16 protein-coding genes and 1 pseudogene are annotated in these 17,443 nt (G+C 64.3%); 8 read left to right on the top strand and 9 right to left on the bottom strand.

Annotation, left to right across the window (positions count from 1 at the left end):
* Positions 1–8: 8 nt before the first annotated feature.
* The 3 genes from ASF26_RS08465 to purB all read right to left on the bottom strand — a co-directional run bounded on the left by ASF26_RS08465 (position 9) and on the right by purB (position 2,694).
* On the bottom strand, positions 9–347 hold the full coding sequence (locus tag ASF26_RS08465; protein WP_056252164.1) for a hypothetical protein: 339 nt from the start codon (positions 345–347) through the stop codon (positions 9–11).
* A 91-nt stretch (positions 348–438) separates the two neighbouring features.
* A complete protein-coding gene (locus ASF26_RS08460) occupies positions 439–1,284 on the bottom strand; it encodes a D-amino-acid transaminase (protein ID WP_056252160.1) in 846 nt (281 codons plus the stop codon).
* 102 nt (positions 1,285–1,386) lie between these two features.
* Positions 1,387–2,694 (bottom strand): adenylosuccinate lyase, encoded by a 1,308-nt coding sequence (gene purB, locus ASF26_RS08455; protein WP_056252157.1) that lies wholly within the window; start codon positions 2,692–2,694, stop codon positions 1,387–1,389.
* A gap of 432 nt (positions 2,695–3,126) precedes the next feature.
* Here purB and ASF26_RS08450 point away from each other — a divergent pair, with 432 nt between their 5' ends.
* On the top strand, positions 3,127–5,223 hold the full coding sequence (locus ASF26_RS08450) for a TonB-dependent siderophore receptor (protein ID WP_244475875.1): 2,097 nt from the start codon (positions 3,127–3,129) through the stop codon (positions 5,221–5,223).
* Between the two features lie 48 nt (positions 5,224–5,271).
* On the opposite strand, the gene ASF26_RS08445 is transcribed toward ASF26_RS08450, so the two are convergent.
* Positions 5,272–6,018: an arginyltransferase gene (locus tag ASF26_RS08445; protein WP_056252150.1), complete on the bottom strand. Its 747-nt coding sequence runs from the start codon at positions 6,016–6,018 to the stop codon at positions 5,272–5,274.
* Between the two features lie 401 nt (positions 6,019–6,419).
* On the opposite strand from ASF26_RS08445, the gene ASF26_RS08440 reads away from it, so the two are divergent.
* Both ASF26_RS08440 and ASF26_RS08435 read left to right on the top strand, forming a co-directional pair.
* A complete protein-coding gene (locus ASF26_RS08440) occupies positions 6,420–8,015 on the top strand; it encodes a glycosyltransferase family 39 protein (protein WP_056252147.1) in 1,596 nt (531 codons plus the stop codon).
* A complete protein-coding gene (locus ASF26_RS08435; RefSeq protein ID WP_056252144.1) occupies positions 8,012–9,241 on the top strand; it encodes a glycosyltransferase family 2 protein in 1,230 nt (409 codons plus the stop codon). Before ASF26_RS08440 ends, ASF26_RS08435 begins: the two co-directional genes overlap by 4 nt.
* A 34-nt stretch (positions 9,242–9,275) precedes the next feature.
* On the opposite strand, the gene ASF26_RS08430 is transcribed toward ASF26_RS08435, so the two are convergent.
* From ASF26_RS08430 to hemB, 4 genes are all read right to left on the bottom strand, one after another.
* Complete coding sequence (locus ASF26_RS08430) at positions 9,276–9,773, bottom strand: RDD family protein (RefSeq protein ID WP_048437773.1); 498 nt, start codon at positions 9,771–9,773, stop codon at positions 9,276–9,278.
* Positions 9,774–9,875: 102 nt separating this feature from the next.
* Positions 9,876–10,934: a methyl-accepting chemotaxis protein gene (locus ASF26_RS08425; RefSeq protein ID WP_280136347.1), complete on the bottom strand. Its 1,059-nt coding sequence runs from the start codon at positions 10,932–10,934 to the stop codon at positions 9,876–9,878.
* A gap of 173 nt (positions 10,935–11,107) precedes the next feature.
* Entirely contained in the window at positions 11,108–11,482 is a 375-nt protein-coding gene (locus ASF26_RS08420) for a hypothetical protein (RefSeq protein WP_056150091.1), read from the bottom strand.
* A gap of 1 nt (position 11,483) precedes the next feature.
* Entirely contained in the window at positions 11,484–12,539 is a 1,056-nt protein-coding gene (gene hemB / locus ASF26_RS08415; protein WP_056252141.1) for a porphobilinogen synthase, read from the bottom strand.
* Positions 12,540–12,774: 235 nt separating this feature from the next.
* Between hemB and ASF26_RS08410 the strand changes: the two genes are divergently transcribed.
* From ASF26_RS08410 to ASF26_RS08400, 3 genes are all read left to right on the top strand, one after another.
* Positions 12,775–13,869 (top strand): enoyl-CoA hydratase/isomerase family protein, encoded by a 1,095-nt coding sequence (locus tag ASF26_RS08410; protein WP_056252140.1) that lies wholly within the window; start codon positions 12,775–12,777, stop codon positions 13,867–13,869.
* Positions 13,866–14,333 carry a DUF6163 family protein gene (locus ASF26_RS08405; RefSeq protein ID WP_056150082.1) on the top strand — a complete coding sequence of 156 codons (468 nt, stop codon included), beginning with the start codon at positions 13,866–13,868 and terminating at the stop codon, positions 14,331–14,333. The genes ASF26_RS08410 and ASF26_RS08405 overlap by 4 nt, the downstream gene beginning before the upstream one ends.
* Positions 14,334–14,497: 164 nt before the next feature.
* Positions 14,498–15,010 (top strand): winged helix DNA-binding protein, encoded by a 513-nt coding sequence (locus ASF26_RS08400; protein ID WP_018042165.1) that lies wholly within the window; start codon positions 14,498–14,500, stop codon positions 15,008–15,010.
* A 212-nt stretch (positions 15,011–15,222) separates the two neighbouring features.
* On the opposite strand, the gene ASF26_RS08395 is transcribed toward ASF26_RS08400, so the two are convergent.
* Entirely contained in the window at positions 15,223–16,689 is a 1,467-nt protein-coding gene (locus ASF26_RS08395; protein WP_056252138.1) for a calcium-binding protein, read from the bottom strand.
* Positions 16,690–16,868: 179 nt separating this feature from the next.
* On the opposite strand from ASF26_RS08395, the gene ASF26_RS22620 reads away from it, so the two are divergent.
* Together ASF26_RS22620 and ASF26_RS22615 are read left to right on the top strand one after the other, a co-directional pair.
* Positions 16,869–17,204: a hypothetical protein gene (locus ASF26_RS22620; protein WP_162240220.1), complete on the top strand. Its 336-nt coding sequence runs from the start codon at positions 16,869–16,871 to the stop codon at positions 17,202–17,204.
* Between the two features lie 157 nt (positions 17,205–17,361).
* A pseudogene (locus tag ASF26_RS22615) lies at positions 17,362–17,443 on the top strand (IS5/IS1182 family transposase); the annotation flags it as partial.

Raw genomic sequence — 17,443 nt, 5'->3', positions numbered from 1 at the left:
CCCAATTCCTAGCGCGCTTCCGTCCCCGGTTCGCGGCCCGGCAACTGGCCCGGCTTGATCACCGGCATGCCGCTGTTCTCGGACTCGGGAGGCTTGACCACCAGGCCCGGGGCGGAATTACCGGGCGGCGTGATTACGCCGTCGTTCTTCTCGAGCTTGTCGCTCAAGGTCGAGCCGCCGGTTCCTTCCTCGGACGGACGAACCTTCTCCGGCACCGTCTCCGTGGAGGGCGGAATGTTCGGGGAGGTGTCGCGCCCTTTCAGCGGTGCATCGGGCGACTGGGCATAGGCGCCCGACGCGGTCAGGGCGAAAGCGAGCAGTGCGGCGTGACGAAACGGTGTCGGCATCAATGTCCCCCAGAAAGTCGGGAGACAAACCGCTCCGGCGGCGATGCAGTTCCTATGGCGGCCCCGGATGACGGATGAGACCGGCTCGCCCTTATGCCCCGGCCATCTCCAGATAAAGGGCGCGCAGACGCTTCGTCAGCGCGCCCGGCTTGCCGCCGCCCAGTTCGTGCCCGTCGATGTCGATGACGGGCATCACGAAGGCGGACGCGCTGGTGTAGAAGGCCTCCTGCGCCGCCAACGCCTCCTCCACGGAGAACAACCGCTCCTCGATCGTCAGGCCTGCTTCCTCGGCAAGGCGCATGACGGCGAGGCGCGTGATGCCGGGCAGCAGGGCGGTGGAGAGCGGGCGGGTGACCACCTTTCCGCCGGCGATGATGAAGGCGGTCGAGGAGGAGCCCTCGGTGACGAAACCGTCCTCCACCATCCAGGCCTCCGCGACGCCGGCCCTGGCCGCTTCCTGCTTGGCCAGAACTTGGGCGAGGAGCGCCACCGACTTGATGTCGCGGCGCTTCCAGCGGATGTCGGGGACGGTGATGACCTTGGCGCCCCGCTCCGCCAGCGGGTTCCTGGCCACGGTCTTGGCCTGCGTGAACATCACCACGGTGGGTTCGGTCTCGGCCGGCGGGAAAGCGAAATCCCGCTCGAAGGCGCCCCGCGTCACCTGCATGTAGACGAGGCCCTCGTCGACGCCGTTGCGACGGACCAGTTCGGTCTCGAGCCGGATCCACTCTTCGGTCGGGTAGGGATTGCGGATGCCGATCTCGCCCAGCGACCGGTCGAGCCGGGCCAGATGCGCCTCGTTGTCCACGAGACGGCCGCCGAGGACGGCGGACACCTCGTAGATGCCGTCCGCGAACAGGAAGCCCCGGTCCATGATCGACACGGTGGCGGCCTCGAAGGGCACGAACTCGCCGTTGACGTAGACGATGCGCGACATCGAACTTCCTCTTCTCCGGATAGAAACGGCGGCCTCGCCGCTACGCGATCCGCGAAGCATGAAGCGTGCTCCGCGGATCGCCGAGTCGGGGACGGTCCTGGCTCAGGCCGTACCGAAGACGCGCGAAAAAATCGTGTCCACGTGCTTGAAATGGTAGCCGAGGTCGAAGCACTCCTCGATCTGCTCCGGGCTCAGCGACGCGGTGACGTCCGCATCCGCCTTCAGCAGGGTGAGGAAGTCGCCTTCGCCGCGCCAGACCGGCATGGCGTTGCGCTGGACCAGGCGATAGGCGTCCTCGCGGGACACGCCCGCCTGTGTCAGGGCCAGAAGCACCCGCTGCGAGTGGACGAGGCCGCCGAGCTTGTCGAGGTTGCGCTGCATCTGCTCGGGGTAGATCAGCAGCTTGTCGATCACGCCGGTGAGACGCGCCAGGGCGAAGTCGAGGGTCACCGTCGCGTCGGGGCCGATCATGCGCTCCACCGAGGAATGCGAGATGTCGCGTTCGTGCCAGAGCGCCACGTTCTCCATGGCGGGCAGCGCGAAGGAGCGCACCATGCGGGCGAGGCCGGTGAGGTTCTCGGTGAGGACGGGGTTGCGCTTGTGTGGCATGGCTGACGAGCCCTTCTGGCCCTCGGAGAAGAACTCCTCCGCTTCCAGGACTTCCGTGCGCTGCAGGTGGCGCACCTCGATGGAGAGACGCTCCACCGAACTCGCGACGACGCCGAGGGTCGCGAAGAACATGGCGTGGCGGTCGCGGGGGATGACCTGCGTCGAGACCGGCTCGGGCGTGAGGCCCATCGCCTTGGCGACATACTCCTCCACGCGCGGGTCGATATTGGCGAAGGTGCCGACGGCGCCCGAGATCGCGCAGGTGGCGACTTCCTCGCGGGCGGCGACGAGGCGGGCGCGGGCGCGCTCGAACTCGGCATAGGCCTGGGCGAGCTTCAGGCCGAAGGTCACCGGCTCGGCATGGATGCCGTGCGAGCGACCGATGGTCGGGGTCAGCTTGTGCTCGAAGGCCCGGCGCTTGATCGCGGCGAGAAGCGCATCGACATCCTTGATCAGAATATCGGCGGCCCGGACGAGCTGCACGTTGAAACAGGTGTCGAGGACGTCCGACGAGGTCATGCCCTGGTGCACGAACCGCGCATCGGGGCCGACGATCTCGGCGAGATGCGTCAGGAAGGCGATGACGTCGTGCTTGGTGACCGCCTCGATGGCGTCGATGCGGGCGACGTCGAACACCGCGTCGCGGCCCTTCTCCCAGATCGTGGCGGCGGCCTCCTTGGGCACAACGCCGATCTCGGCCAGCGCCGTGGTGGCGTGGGCCTCGATCTCGAACCAGATGCGGAAGCGGCTCTCGGGAGACCAGATCGCCGTCATCTCGGGGCGGCTATAGCGGGCAATCATACGGGCGCCTCGGGTCGGACGGATCGGGACAATGAGGCTGGCGCCTAGCATGAGCGGGGCCTGCGCTCAACGCGCGGCCCCGGAGGCGCTCTGTATGAAGTGATACATTTCTGCATCGCTTCTGCGAAACTAAGGGGTGCTCGACTCTCAGCACTGCTTTGCGTGCGAGGCGTTTTCCGCCGCGCGTTCCGTCGCTTAGTCGGTATCTTAGAACGCTTATTAAATGGCCTGAAAAATTACAGCGTTGTCAAACCGATTATGACAGGTTGCCGATCAACTATGCGTGTCTATTAGACGAATGTGATCTGCAAATAAGCGTAATATTTCTCCGTTTATGCAGAATAATACCAATAGAATTGAGACGCGCCGATGCATCCTTTCGCCCGTATACGTCTGATCACGGTTCTCTCGGCCGTGCCTTTCCTATCGGACATGCGGGTCGTAGAAGCACAGGCCGTTGCCGCCGATCCCGGCAACCACACTGAAGTGACTCTCGACCAGCTCAGTGTCGACGGGGTGGGGGGCCATAGCGTTGGCTACCGCGCCAACCGCAGCCGAAGCGCGACGAAGACGGACACCCAGCTGATCGACACCCCGCAGGCGGTGACGGTCGTGACGCGCGAGCAGGTCCAGGATCAGGGGTTTCAGGGCGTCACCGAAGCGTTGCGCTACGTGCCCGGCGTGTTCCTGCACCAGGGCGCCGCCAACCGGGACGAGGTCGTGATCCGCGGGCAGCAATCCAGCGCCGATTTCTACGTCAACGGCATGCGCGACGACGCGATGTACTACCGCGACCTCTACAACGTCGAACGGATCGAAGTGCTCAAGGGGCCGAACGCGATGATCTTCGGTCGCGGCGGCGGCGGGGGCATCGTCAATCGCGTGCTCAAGGACGCCACCGGAACTCCGGTCCGGGAAGTCATCCTTCAGGGTGGCCAGTATTTCAACAAGCGGGTGGCCGTGGATGTCGGCGACCGGGTCTCGGACAGCGTGTTCTTCCGCCTCAACGGCATGTTCGAGGACAGCGGCACCTATCGTGACTACGTCGACCTGCGGCGCTGGGGCATCAATCCGACGGCGACGATCCTGCTCGGGCCCGAGACCACGCTGAAACTGTCCTACGAGTATTTCCACGACGACCGGACGGCGGATCGCGGCATCCCGTCCCAACTCGGACGGCCCTATCGCTATCGCGACAACATCAGAACGTTCTTCGGCAATCCCGACCTCAGCTACTCACGCGTTGATGCGCATATCGCGACGGCGGTTCTCGATCACCGCTTCGCCTCGGGCGTTGAGATGCGGAGCCAGTTCCGCTACGCCGATTACGCCAAGGCCTATCAGGTGGTGTATCCGAGCATCCGCGCCGGTGGCGCGGTGAACGCCGCCGGGACGGCCGTCGATCTCAGCGCGTTCAACAACGACACGCCGAGGACGAACTTCTTCAACCAGAACGATTTCACCTACAAATTCGCCACGGGGCCGCTGGCCCATACGCTGCTCGCGGGTTTCGAACTCGGCAAGCAGGACGGCATCACCTACCGGGAGGACGGCTTCTTCGCGACGACCGGAACGCAGACGCTGACCGTCAATCCGCTCTCGCCGGTCTCGAGGGTCCCCGTTACCTTCCGGAACCTGGCCTCGGCCTCCAACAGCCGCTACGACCTCGGATTGGCTGCGGTCTACGTCCAGGATCAGATCGAGATCGGTCCGCATGTCCAGGTGATCGGCGGCCTGCGCTACGACCACTTCGATTTCTCCTCGACGGACCGGCGCACCAACGTCACCAATTCCCGCATCGACGATCTGCTGTCGCCGAGGGTCGGGTTGGTGTTCAAGCCGGTGGACACCCTCGCCTTCTACGGCAACTACAGTGTGTCGTACCTGCCATCCGCGGGCGACCAGTTTACCGCCTTGTCCGAAGGGCTCGCCATCGCCGAGCCGGAACGGTTCGAGAACCGCGAGGTCGGCGTGAAATGGGACGTCTCGTCGACGCTCCAGCTGACGGGCGCGCTCTACGACCTCGACCGGTTCAACCAGCGCCTCGCCGATCCGAACCGCCCCGGCTTCTTCCTGCTGAGCGGCCAGACCAACGCGAAGGGCGTCGAGATCGGCGCCAACGGCTACGTCACCGATTGGTGGCAGGTCGCGGGCGGCTATGCCTTCACCGATGCGCGCATCGTCAGCGGGTTCAGTTCCGCGGCCATCGTTCCGGGCAACCATGTCGGGTTGGTGCCGTTCAACGCGGTCACCGTGTGGAACAAGTTCGCGGTCACGCCGTCCTTCTCGTTCGGCGTCGGCGCGATCCACCAGACCCATACGTTCGCGGCGGCCGACAACACGGTCAGGCTCCCCGGCTACACCCGCTTCGACCTCGGCCTCTTCTATCAGGTCACGGATCTGGTGCGGGCGCAGATCAACATCGAGAACGTCTTCGACCGGGGCTACATTGCCACGGCGGACGGGAACAACAACATCAGCCCGGGCGCGCCGAGGATCGTTCGCGCTCAGGTCATCGCCAAATTTTGACGCGTGGTTCGCGCCGACGCCGTACCGGCAAATGATCGGGGCGGCGGACTATTCCACCCGCTGCCAGCCCGGTCCCATCAAGCGTTCCTGAGGCCGGAAGCGGGCCTTGTAGTCCATCTTGCGCGAGCCATCGACCCAATAGCCGAGATAGAGATACGGCAGGCCGAGGGAGGCAGCGCGGCGGATATGATCGAGGATCATGAAGGTCCCGAGCGAACGCTGGGCCTCCGCCGGATCGTAGAACGAGTAGACCATCGACAATCCGTCGGAGAGTACATCCGTCAGGCACAGGGCCACGGTCGGCCCGGTGCCCCTTCCGTTGATCGCCGTATCGGGACCGCGCCGACGATAGGCCACGAGATGGGTGTCCACATGGCTGTCCTCGATCATCATGGCGTAGTCGAGCACGGTCATGTCGACCATGCCGCCATCGCCATGGCGCGCATCGAGATAGCGGCGAAACAGGGCATATTGCTCCGAGGCCGGGCGGTTGGGCTCGGGATTGCCGATGAGATCGGCGTTTCGCTGAAGGATGCGGCGATGACTCGCCGAAAGCAGGAAATCGGCTACCACCACCCGCACCGAGATACAGGCCCGGCAGGTCTCGCAGGCCGGCCGATAGGCGATGGTCTGCGAGCGCCGGAAGCCGCCCTGGGTGAGAATCTCGTTGAGGTCGCGGGCACGCCGCCCCACGAGATGGGTGAACACCTTCCGTTCCTCCTGCCCCGGCAGGTAAGGGCAGGGCGAAGGCGCCGTCAGATAGAATTGCGGTGTGTCGCGGGGATGGCTCGTCACGCTTGCAGCTGACCTCGGGGCCGGCGGGAGCGTTCCCCGCACGAGACGAGTGTACCCGCCCCGTGGCGGGGCTCAAGTGGGTGAGCGTCGCAGCGCCCCATTTTCACGAGGGGTGGCTGGCATGGCAGGGCTGCTGCCCCTATCAATGGCGCCATAGGTAGACCGGTCGCGTTTCCGACCCAATTCGGGATGAATGCACCCGTTGTCGCGGGGTGGCCATCGGTGACGGGCGGAAACACGGTGGCAAAGTTCGCGCGCACATGGTGCCCGCCGCCTTCCGGGGGTGGGCCGGAACACGTGAGGCGGCTTCACGGGATCGCCGGTCCCCGCCGCTGCCGAGGGTGACCCGATCTTTCAAGACCGGATAGGGAAATCGTCTCATCAACCCTTTCGCAACATCGATGCCGCGTTCCGACCGTTCGCGTGAAGCCTTGGCCGGTCCCTCGCGTGAGGAAGCCGGACCTGCGGATTACACCCGTCGTGTCGTCGCTGTCCTGATCGCCTCTTTCCTCGCCCGTCTCGTGGTGGTGCGGTTCCTCGACCTCACCTTCATGGAAACCTACGGTGCGGTCGTCGCGAGGCAGCCGTCGCTCTCGTTCTTCGACCAGCCGCCGCTGACATGGTGGACGATCGCGGGCGCCATGCGCCTGTTCGGCTCCGACGATGCCTTGATCGTGCGCCTGCCGTTCCTCGTCATGTCGGTGATCTCGGGCTGGCTGATCTATCGGATCACGACGCGTCTCTTCGATTCCCGTGCGGGATTCTACGCGGTCTGCGCCTATCTGCTGTCGCCGCTTCTCGGACTTTCGGATGGGAGTCTCGCCCAGACGAACGGGCCGATGACCGTCTTCATTCTCGCGGCCCTGCTGACGTTTCTTCACATCGACTTCGCCGCGTCGCGCATCCGCGACAACGGGATCTGGTACACCTGCGCATTCCTGTTCGGATGCGCCCTCGCGTCCAAGTATCTCGCGATCCTCCTGGTCCCCGGACTGCTCGTCGCCGTGGCGAGCCGGGCGGAGGGGAGGCGCTGGCTCCTGCGGCCCGCCACCTATCTCGGCCTCGTTGTCCTGTTGGCACCGCTTCTCCCGGTCATCGTCTGGAACGCCGAGCTTGGCTGGGTCTCCTTCCTGTATCAAGGTGCCCGCGCCGGTGGGGACGGCAGCATCAACCTAACGCGGGCGTTCCGCTGGACCCTGACACAGGTCCTGATCGTCCATCCCCTCGTCTTCGGCCCGGCGCTGTACATGCTGTATCGCGGCCTTCGAAACGGGCCGAGGCAGGAGGGGCCGTGGCTTCTGGCCTGCATGTCCGCGCCGGTCCTCCTGTTCATCTTCGGCGTCATGGTTTGGAGCAGCCACCCGCTGCGCGGCTATCACTGGGCCTCCATGGGCTATCTTCCATTGCTGCCCCTCGTCGGCGCCTGGGCGGGTGGCCTCGCCGCCGATCGGCCGGACGCCGCACGGCGCTGGCTCGCCACCCTGGCCGCGACGACGATCCTGGTGATCGGTCTTCTCATGACCCATGTCTTCACCGGCTGGGCCGAGCGGGTCGCCCCGGCCAAGGCTTTCCGGTCGCAGGACCCGATCCTGCTGGAACTCTACGATTGGGACGATCTTCCCGTCGCGCTGACGGCGCGCGGGTTCGATCCCTCGCGCACCTTCATCGCCGCGACCCGTTGGGAGGATTGCGCCAAGGCCTTCTATGCCGTCGGGGACAGATTCCGCAGTCTGTGCCTCGCGGGCGACAACATCCACTTCACGTATCTCGCCGATGCCGAGAAATTCCGCGGCATGGATGCCGTCATCGTAGACAGGTATGCCAATCTCGATGCGGTCAGATATAATCTCGAAGGGCATTTCGAGACGTTCTCGGAAGATGTGCCCATCCGCCTGAATTTCCACGGGCGTAAGATGCATGATCTCAGGATCGTCCGGGCGACCCATTTCGATGGGACCTGGCCAAAGCCCAGGATCGGCGCGAAAGGCCGCCAGTGACGCTTCCCTCTACCCAGACATCGTCCGCTTCGCAGGCGGATCGGCCCCTCCTCACGATCGTCATCCCCACCTTCAACGAGCGGGACAACATCGCCGTCATCTGCGGCCGGATCGCCACCGCGCTCGCGCCGCACCGTTTCGAGGTGATCGTCGTCGACGACAATTCGCCCGATGGCACATCCGCCGTCGTCGAAGAACTGGCGAGGAGCGATCCGCGGATCAGGATCATCACCCGGACCGGCCGGCGGGGGCTCGCGGGAGCCTGTATCGAGGGGATGCTGGCGGCCCGTTCCGACCTCGTCGCCGTGATGGATGCGGATCTGCAGCACGAACCGGCGACGCTGACGCCGATGCTCGATCTGATGATGTCCACCGATTGCGACGTGGTCATCGCCAGCCGCTACCTCGACGATCCCGACGTGGCGGCCTTCTCGTCGGTCCGCAAGGCCCTGAGCAATGCCGGAAACCGGCTGGTGCGCGCCTTTCTCCGGGTCCAGACCAGCGATCCCATGAGCGGCTTCTTCCTCATGCGCCGGAGCATTCTGGTGAAGGCCGCGCCACGCCTGAGCCGCGACGGCTTCAAGCTCCTGGCGGATATCCTGGCCCAGGGTGGCCGGTCGCTGAAGATCGGGGAAGTCCCCTATGTCTTCGGCCCTCGACTGACCGGACAGAGCAAGCTCGACGAAAGGGTTCTCTTCGATTTCGCGGTCCTTCTCATCGCGAAATCGGCCTTCGGCGTGCTCCCGACCCGGTTCGTCTCCTTCGCCCTCGTCGGCGGCCTCGGCGTCCTCGTCCACCTGTCGCTGCTGGGGCTCATGCTCTTCGCCCTGAACGACAATTTTCTGATGTCCCAGACCATCGCCACGCTCGGCGCGATGACGGCCAACTTCTTCCTGAACAACATCCTGACGTATCGGGACCAGCGGATCGTCGGCGCCGACCTCCTGCGCGGGCTCGCGGTCTTCTGCCTGTCCTGCTCCTGCGGCGCGTTCAACAATATTCTCGTTGCCCACCTCATCTACACCGGGACCGGCATCTGGTGGCTGGCCACGGGAGCGGGCATTCTGGTGGGCGCAGCCTGCAATTACGTGCTGTCGGCCCTCACCGTATGGCGGCGCTTCGAAAAGCAGCCGGACCGGGAGAAGCAGGTCCACCAGAGCGATGCCGCTCTGGCGAAGGGCGGCGGAGACCTCGGCATTCCCCAGCCTCCCTCCCTATCGCGGTAGTGGCGAAGTCCCAGCTGGACTTCGCCCGGTAGGCTCAGACCCGCACCACCGCCAGGCCGACGAGCACGTCGTGGCCCAGGCGCCGGTCCGACCTCATGAGCCCGAACAGGATATCGACGAACCACAGCAGGAACGTCGAGATGGCGACGTAGAACAGCAGGGCGTGGATGGCGGCGGTGAGGAAATCCACCCGCAGGCCGCTGGCCGGAGTCACCACGCGCAAACCCATCATCCGCATGCCCCAGGTGCTCTGGGCGGCGCCGCCCACCGTCACCGCGCTGTAGAGGATGCCGCTGGCGGGAAGGATCGCAAACAGGGTCCAGCCGAGGCCGAAGGTCAGCACTCCGAGCACCGTGATCGCCAGGGTGAGGAGCGCGGTGAAGCCCAGGATGAAGAGGATGTCGAGGAGATAGGCGACGAAGCGCGCCCCGAGGCTCGCCCTGACGAAGGGGACCGGTAGGGCGTTCGGGAACCCGGTCCCGTAGCGCTCGGCATAGCCGGCGGGGTCGTAGCCTGGGGGCGTGTTGAGCATGGCCGATAGCCTTCGAGAGGGGAGACGATTCTCCCTCATGAAGAAGACATGGGAGGACCCATGCCTTCGCTCAAGGTCACACGGGCTTCGCCGGGGTCGAGGTCAGGCGGATTGCTCGATCACGCCGCGCCATCCCAGTCCGCGATACGTCTCGTAGCCCGGGGTCTCGTGGAAGGCGACGAGGCGCCCCGCTGCATCGATGTAGCTTCCCTGGCTCCGTCCGTCCGTGCGGAGGGGATAGCGCTCGGTGAGGAGGCCATTGCCCTTGGAACAGGCGATGACGCGGTTCTCGGCATCGAGCAGCATGACACGGCTATGGGCCCGCTCCGCCGGCGCGAGGCGGACGCCCTCGACGATGGTGCGTGCCTGCGGCTCCCAATCGAAATGGATCGCGAGAAAGCCGATGGGCTTGCCGTTCGCCTCGCCGCCTTCCCGCACCGAGGCGACATAGGTGGCGCTCTGTGCGCCGTTGAGCGCGGCGACCCGTGCCACGTTGGCCACCGCGAACTCATCGCCGGAGGCCAGCGGCTTGGCGCGGGCGAACCACGGCTCCTGGCTCACATCCTGGCCGACGACATTGAACCGGTCGGGCCGGCCATTGGCGATGACCTTGCCGTCGAGGCTGCACAGCCAGAGATCGAGATAGACCGTGTAGGCGGAGAGGATGACTCCGAGCCGGTGGGAGGCGTGGTTTCTGACCGCTTCGGTCGGAGAGACCGCGCATGCGACCACCGCGGCATCGGTCGCCCACCACCTCACGTCGCAGGTCCGCTCGTAGAGATTGCGGTCGATGATCTCCACGGCGTTGAGGGCGAGATCGATGCAGCGCGCGGAACGGCTCTCGCTGGCCAAGTGCTCCACGGCCTGGGTCAGGCTGTCGACGCCGTCGCCGAGAGCGCTGCCGAGGCCCGAGACCAGACCCTCGATTTCGCCCGCGACGCTGCGAACCTCATTGGCGACGACGGAGAAACCGGCGCCGCGCTCGCCCGCATGCGCCGCTTCGATGAGGGCGTTCAGGGCCAGCAGATTCATGCGCCGTGTGATGGACTTGATCGAGCCGACGCTACGATGGGTGAGAGACTTCAGCTGCTGGGTCGATGTCTCGACGAGCATCGAGAGACTGTCGGCCGGGTGATCTATCTCGTTCAGTTTTGTCGACATCGCATCCTCAAAATGGACCGCCCAAGCTCAGCGCTTGGTATTTCGTATATGTATTCAAGACTGAGATTGGCCGGCAGGCGACTGCGAACGTTTCGAGGTCTGCCGGTCAGAGACAATCCTGCCGCCTCCCCAAGCAAACCGAAGCAATAAGAATGCCAGGGCCGCGCGAATGCCTAGCGCGCCGGCGCGGGGTCGTTTGCTTCGGAATCTAATGTTTCGAGATAGTATTTCTTAAGCATGAAAAGCGCCCCGCCCGACACCGCCTTGTGGTCCATGCGGATGCCGATGAGACCCGCGCCGCCGTCGAACAGGCAGTCGATGCGGTGCTGGCGTTGGCCCAAGGCGTAATCGACGCGCACGCTGTCGGGCGCCGATCCACGGCCGACATGGAGCAGACGGGGCGAGAGGTCGGCTGCCACCAGCGCGGGAAGCGTCCGCCGGCAGGTGGTGATCCGCAGCCGGTCGACGGAGCTGTCGCAGGCCGTCAGGAATGCGACGACCGCGATCGGCAGGAGCGCGCCGGCGGGCCGAGCCGCCCGCGGGCGCATCTCAGATGCCGTCGCGCAGGCGTTCGGCCACGCGGGGCGCGTAATAGGTCAGGATGCCGTCGGCGCCGGCGCGCTTGAAGGCGAGGAGGCTCTCCGTCATGGCGCGGGTGCCGTCGAGCCAGCCGTTGAGGGCGGCGGCCTCGATCATCGCGTACTCGCCCGAGACCTGATAGGCGAAGGTCGGAACGCCGAATTCGTCCTTCACCCGGCGGATGATGTCGAGATAGGGCAGGCCCGGTTTGACCATCACGGAATCCGCGCCCTCCTCGAGATCGAGGGCGACTTCCCGGAGGGCTTCGTCCGAATTGCCCGGATCCATCTGGTAGGTGCGCTTGTCGCCCACCAGGGCGACCGAGGTGCCGATGGCGTCGCGGAACGGGCCGTAGAAGGCGCTGGCGTACTTCGCCGCGTAGGCCATGATCTGGACGTCGCGAAAACCGGCCTTGTCGAGGCCGGTGCGGATCGCGCCGACGCGGCCGTCCATCATGTCGGAGGGGGCGATGATGTCCGTGCCCGCCTCGGCCTGGATCAGGCTCTGCTCCACGAGGAGCGCCACCGTCTCGTCGTTGAGGATGGCCCCGTCCTCGATCAGGCCGTCATGGCCGTGGCTGGTATAGGGATCGAGGGCGACGTCGGTCATCACGCCGATTTCCGGCACCGCCTTCTTCACGGCACGCACGGCGCGGCAGACGAGGTTGTTGGAATTGAGGGCTTCCGATCCGGTCGGGTCGCGCAGGGACGCTTCGGTATAGGGAAAGAAGGAGATGGCCGGGATGCCGAGCCGCGCCGCGCGTTCCGCCTCGCGGACGATCTCGTCCACGCTGAGGCGCTCCACGCCGGGCATCGAGGCGATGGGCTCGCGCCGTCCGGTCCCCTCGATGACGAAGAGCGGCCAGATAAGGTCATCCACCGTCAGGGTATTTTCGCGCACGAGGCGGCGCGACCACTCCGCCTTGCGGTTGCGCCGGGGGCGCTGGGTGATGCTCAGCGACGCGGCGGAACTCGCCTTGGCGCTCTCGATGGCGAGGGGACGCGGGGTCGGGGTCGCTTCGGTCATGGTCTCTACGTCTCGAAGGCCCGTCGCGGGCGCGTCGGGGCCGGCCTAACACATCCCCAAAACTCTTCGAAACCCGGGCCGATCGCCGCCCCCCGATTGACGGGTCACGACAGAGTTCGTCTAAGCGACACGGTGAACGCGGCGTTTCCTCGACCCCGCACCGCGCGACGCGCCGAATCCCGCGAGCCCCCGAGGGTGAGGCAGCCGCCGACCGGAGGCCAATCGGAGACGATGGATGACAGGCGCAGACGAACCGGAGATCCTGTTCGAGCGGCGCGGGCACGCTGGCCTGATCACTCTGAACCGGCCTAAAGCCTTGAACGCGCTCACGGTCTCCATGACGACGGCGATGTATCGCGCCCTGTGGGAGTGGGAGCGCGACGACACGATCACCCGCGTGGTCGTCCGCGGCCGGGGCGGGAGGGCGTTCTGCGCCGGCGGTGACATCCGCCAGATCTACGACCTCGCCCGCCGGGGGCTGGACGACGAGGTGAGGCGGTTCTGGCTCGCGGAGTACCACCTCAACGCCTATGTGAAGCGCTATACGAAACCCTACATCGCCCTGATCGAGGGGATCGTCATGGGCGGCGGGGTGGGTTTGTCCCTGCACGGGAGCCACCGGGTGTCCTCGGAGCGCTACACCCTGGCGATGCCGGAAGTGGGAATTGGGTTTTTTCCCGATGTGGGAATGACCCATTCGCTGCCGCGCCTGGCCGGTCGCGCAGGGGTCTATCTGGCCCTGACCGGCGCCCGGATCGGTGCCGGCGATGCCCGCGCTCTGGGGCTCGCCACCCACCATGCGGTGGCGGAGAATTTCGACGCCATCACGGACGAACTGGCCGGAGGTGGCGCCATCGAACGGGCTTTCGACCGCCACGCGACGGCCTTTCCCGAGGTCGGCCCGATCACGGCGCATGGCGCCACGATCGAGGCCTGTTTCTCCGCCGGCAGCGTCGCCGGGATCCTCGCGAGACTCGACGCGGACGGGTCGCCCTTCGCCACCGAGACCGCCGCGCTGATGCGCACGCGCTCTCCCCACTCCCTGTGCATCGCGCACGAGCAGATGAGGCGGGGCATCGGCATGGACTTCGCCGAGGCGATGCAGGCGGAGTATCGCCTCGCCATGCGGGCCATGCATTGGCACGACTTCCACGAAGGGGTCCGCGCCGTGCTGGTGGACAAGGACAACCGCCCGGACTGGCGGCCCGCCGCCCTGGCCGACGTGGACCCGGCCGGGATCGCCGAGGCCTTCACCGACCTGCCGGACGGCGACGCGCCGAGATTCGATGGATCGGCGACATTCGATGGATCGGAAAGGATGCCGTCATGAGGGGACTGACCAAGGTCGGCGCAACGCGGGACGGGCGCGGGCGCGCCAACGACGTGGCCGGTGACCGCATCGAGCGGTCGCCGCGTGCGCCGCAGACGGGGTGGGACGTGGTCCTGGTCTGGTTCATGCGCGTCACGGCCGTGTTGTGGCTGGCGAAAGGCGTCTCGACCTGGGCGACGATCCTCGACATCTTTCCGGGGGCGCGCCCGTTCGAAGCCGAATCGCTCGGCCGCCAGACGGTCATCGTCTACTTCGCCGTGATCGACTTCATGGCGGCGATCGGGATGTGGCTCACCAGCGCCTGGGGCGGTGTGGTCTGGTTGCTGGCCGCCACGAGTGCCGTCACCCTGGCGATCCTCACGCCGCATCTGCTGCCGATGTCGATCCCGGTCCTCGGAAGCCTGGGTGCTATTGTTGTGATCTATTTCGCTTTGTCTTGGGCTGCGGCGCGCGAGGTCAGGTAAACAACACCTTACTGGATTACTTTCATTTTGCATTTACCGACAGAGGTAAATTGCAAATTCATCGTATCGCTTAAACCGTCTTTCACCCGTGACTCGTAGATTGGCTTCATAAGCGGTGCCGAACACAACGGCGCCCGACCCAAGAACCCTGACGAGGCACCCCGATGAAGTCCCAGTCCGCCAAGGTGATCGAGAGCAACACCTCCGCCGAGACCAGCCCGGCGCACGGTTCCTACCTCGAAGCGCTGCACCTCGTGGAGCGTCTTCACCGCCGCCTGCTCGACGTGATCAAGGACGAGTTCGAGCGTCGCGGCCGCGAGGACGTCAACAGCGTCCAGGCGCTGCTGCTCTACAACATCGGCGACAAGGAACTGACGGCCAGCGAGCTGCGGACGAAGGGCTATTATCTCGGCTCCAACGTCTCCTACAACGTCAAGAAGCTCGTGGAGGCCGGCTACCTCCACCACGCCCGTTCGAAGACCGACCGCCGCTCGGTGCGCATCAGCCTCACCGACAAGGGCCGCACGATCCACGACATCATCCAGGGCCTCTACGACAAGCACGCCCGCACCATCCAGCCGATCGGCGGCATCTCCGACGACGATTTCGGCCGCCTCAACGTCGCCCTCGGCCGCCTCGAGCGCTTCTGGACCGACCAGATCCGCTACCGGCTCTAAGCAGGTTTTGCAGAAGCGGCCCCCGGCTCCGCGATAAGAACCTGCGGCACATCAGAGAGCCAAGCACTACGACGCGTTGGCTTGCCAACGCGAGGCTGCTTAGCGCTTCGGAACCCGCTGGAATGGCCGGCGCCGGCGAGGTGAAGCCATCAGAATCGAGCCCAGCACGGAGCGATCCGGCCGAGCTCGACGATATCCCCGTCCAAGAAAAACTACGCGCCAAAGATGAAATGCTCGGACGTCAAAGAAATAGACGCCACGTCATGCAAGATGATCTTGTTTCCTGCGCCAGCGCCAGCAAAATAGATCAGGGTATCCGTACCGCCGTTGAGATCTCTTAATATGAGATCGTTCGCATCGATGCCGTCGATCGATACGGAAATATGGTCTTTGTTCCCGTCAAACTTGTAGATGTTGTCGCGACCGAAGGCCCTCGAGAACGCGAACGTATCGGCGCCAGACCCGGCAAACAGCAGATCCTTGTTTTCGCCGCCACCGATTATCGATCCACCAGACCCTGCATAGATGCGATCGTTGCCTGCCCCGCCGTTGAGGATGTCATGGCCGGTGCCGCCCTTGATCGTATCATAATCAGCACCGCCATTGATCGTCGCATTGCCGGTCCCCGCCGTGATTCGGTCGTTCCCGGAACCGCCATCGATGACATCCGATCCTTTCCCGGCCTTGATGACATCATCCCCCGAAGTCCCGGCGATGTCGACAAAGCTATGGACGGTACTCTGCGAGACGATGGATGCGCCCTCCGTGACGCCCGACATATCGAGAGACGCACGATTCCGGACGTAGACCATCTCGATTTCGCCGAAATTCGCGTCGGTCAATTCAACTCCATGATCGCCCTTTATGTACAGCGAGTCTCGCCCCGTGCCTCCCGATATTTTTTGAGGCGTATAATCAATGACGATCCGGTCGTTCCCTCCCAACGCAAGGATGACATCTGATCCTCCGCCGCTGGTGATGGAATTCTTATCATCGTCGCCGTAGATATCATCCGAGTAGACGCTTCCAATCACATTTTGAATGCGACTGAAATGCTCATTTATGTACTCACCGCTATAGTTATCGTAAGTAAATCCCTGCTTCAATGAAATAGATACGCCCCTTTCATAGCTCATTTCAAAATCAAAGTCATCGTAGTCATCATAGCTGTGGTCAAAGCCCAAGCGATAAGTATCGTAGCGAATGGTGTTGGTTCCCGTCCCGCCATCAATAGAGATACCCATCCCATATCCGAGAAGAAACACGTCGTTGCCGCCCTCACCGTCCATCGATTTGCCGCCGCTCATGACATCGTCGCCGGCGCCGCCGTATAAATAATCGTCCCCATCACCTCCCTCCAAGAGGTCATTGCCGTCCCCGCCGTACAACTCGTCGGCGTACCATCCGCCTCTAAGAGAGACCGCGACCCGGCTATCGGAGAAATCGAACTTCAAACCACCCGACGAAGACTTCAAGCTTGCAGAGCCGTTAGCACGATCAACGATCTCGAACGGCTGAGAGAACGGCTCATAGCCCCATTTGAAGACGAGGTTATCGTCAACGGAAAAGAAGTACCCCTTGGTCGGATCGCTCCATTCCGAGGCAACGTCGGCGATCAGTGATTCGCCATTTGAGTTGTATCCCTCGTAATTACGCGAGCTGTAATAAATCTTTCCCATCTTATTCTTCCTCGAATGATTTAATCATACGGATATATCGGCGATACGTCTAAGGCCCATAAACAGAGCGCTTGTCAATTGTGTCGTTGTTTCCCGCGAAGTCGTCCCACCAAATTGGCGGACAAACTTGCGGAACATTACGGCTGGTTTCTACGAGAAGCATCACCCAAATGGGGGGGATGAGCCGGGCGGGTCTGAGCCCAGATGTTCGGGAGGACGAACCGAAGGGGCGATGTGTACGTGCGTCCGGCTCCGAAGACGAACAGTTCGCTCGGGCCCTCCTCGATCTGCACGATAGTGACATCAAGCAGGATGATCTTGCTGTTCCCCTCTACGCCAGTGAACGTAACGACGATGTCCCGCCCGCCGTTGATACTTTGGAGCTCTATGTCGGTGGCATCGACCCCCGCGATGTCGACCGTGATGCGGTCAGTGTCCACATCGAACCTATAGACGTTGTCCCGACCGAGGCCGGTCTGGAACCGGAAGCTGTCCGCGCCTGCATCCGCGCCTAGGAAAAGTTTGTCGCTGCCCGTGCCACCGTCGATATGCGCACCGCGCGCTCCCAGCCGCCTCCTGCACGTCCGAGCGTTAGGGTCTGAACCGAACCAAGATATTGCTGACGCTGCAGCTTTATGATTCACGTTCGCCGTTTTCAGCATGGAGGCGATGATGGCAGACCTGTTCTGGCTCTCGGATGATCAGTGGACGGTGATCGAGCCGTTCATGCCGGTCAACCAACCCGGCCCCGAGC

The organism is Methylobacterium sp. Leaf93 (assembly GCF_001422345.1).
Lineage (GTDB): Bacteria > Pseudomonadota > Alphaproteobacteria > Rhizobiales > Beijerinckiaceae > Methylobacterium > Methylobacterium bullatum.
The sequence above is the reverse complement of the archived record's forward strand: the minus strand, read 5'-3'. Positions and strand labels throughout refer to the sequence as shown.

Excerpts from the sequence above, each read along its gene's own strand:
- ASF26_RS08465 (WP_056252164.1), bottom strand. The coding sequence starts at position 347 with ATGCCGACACCGTTTCGTCACGCCGCACTGCTCGCTTTCGCCCTGACC.
- ASF26_RS08460 (WP_056252160.1), bottom strand. The coding sequence starts at position 1,284 with ATGTCGCGCATCGTCTACGTCAACGGCGAGTTCGTGCCCTTCGAGGCC.
- purB (WP_056252157.1), bottom strand. The coding sequence starts at position 2,694 with ATGATTGCCCGCTATAGCCGCCCCGAGATGACGGCGATCTGGTCTCCC.
- ASF26_RS08450 (WP_244475875.1), top strand. The coding sequence starts at position 3,127 with ATGCGGGTCGTAGAAGCACAGGCCGTTGCCGCCGATCCCGGCAACCAC.
- ASF26_RS08440 (WP_056252147.1), top strand. The coding sequence starts at position 6,420 with ATGCCGCGTTCCGACCGTTCGCGTGAAGCCTTGGCCGGTCCCTCGCGT.
- ASF26_RS08430 (WP_048437773.1), bottom strand. The coding sequence starts at position 9,773 with ATGCTCAACACGCCCCCAGGCTACGACCCCGCCGGCTATGCCGAGCGC.
- ASF26_RS08425 (WP_280136347.1), bottom strand. The coding sequence starts at position 10,934 with ATGTCGACAAAACTGAACGAGATAGATCACCCGGCCGACAGTCTCTCG.
- ASF26_RS08420 (WP_056150091.1), bottom strand. The coding sequence starts at position 11,482 with ATGCGCCCGCGGGCGGCTCGGCCCGCCGGCGCGCTCCTGCCGATCGCG.
- hemB (WP_056252141.1), bottom strand. The coding sequence starts at position 12,539 with ATGACCGAAGCGACCCCGACCCCGCGTCCCCTCGCCATCGAGAGCGCC.
- ASF26_RS08410 (WP_056252140.1), top strand. The coding sequence starts at position 12,775 with ATGACAGGCGCAGACGAACCGGAGATCCTGTTCGAGCGGCGCGGGCAC.
- ASF26_RS08405 (WP_056150082.1), top strand. The coding sequence starts at position 13,866 with ATGAGGGGACTGACCAAGGTCGGCGCAACGCGGGACGGGCGCGGGCGC.
- ASF26_RS08400 (WP_018042165.1), top strand. The coding sequence starts at position 14,498 with ATGAAGTCCCAGTCCGCCAAGGTGATCGAGAGCAACACCTCCGCCGAG.
- ASF26_RS08395 (WP_056252138.1), bottom strand. The coding sequence starts at position 16,689 with ATGGGAAAGATTTATTACAGCTCGCGTAATTACGAGGGATACAACTCA.
- ASF26_RS22620 (WP_162240220.1), top strand. The coding sequence starts at position 16,869 with ATGAGCCGGGCGGGTCTGAGCCCAGATGTTCGGGAGGACGAACCGAAG.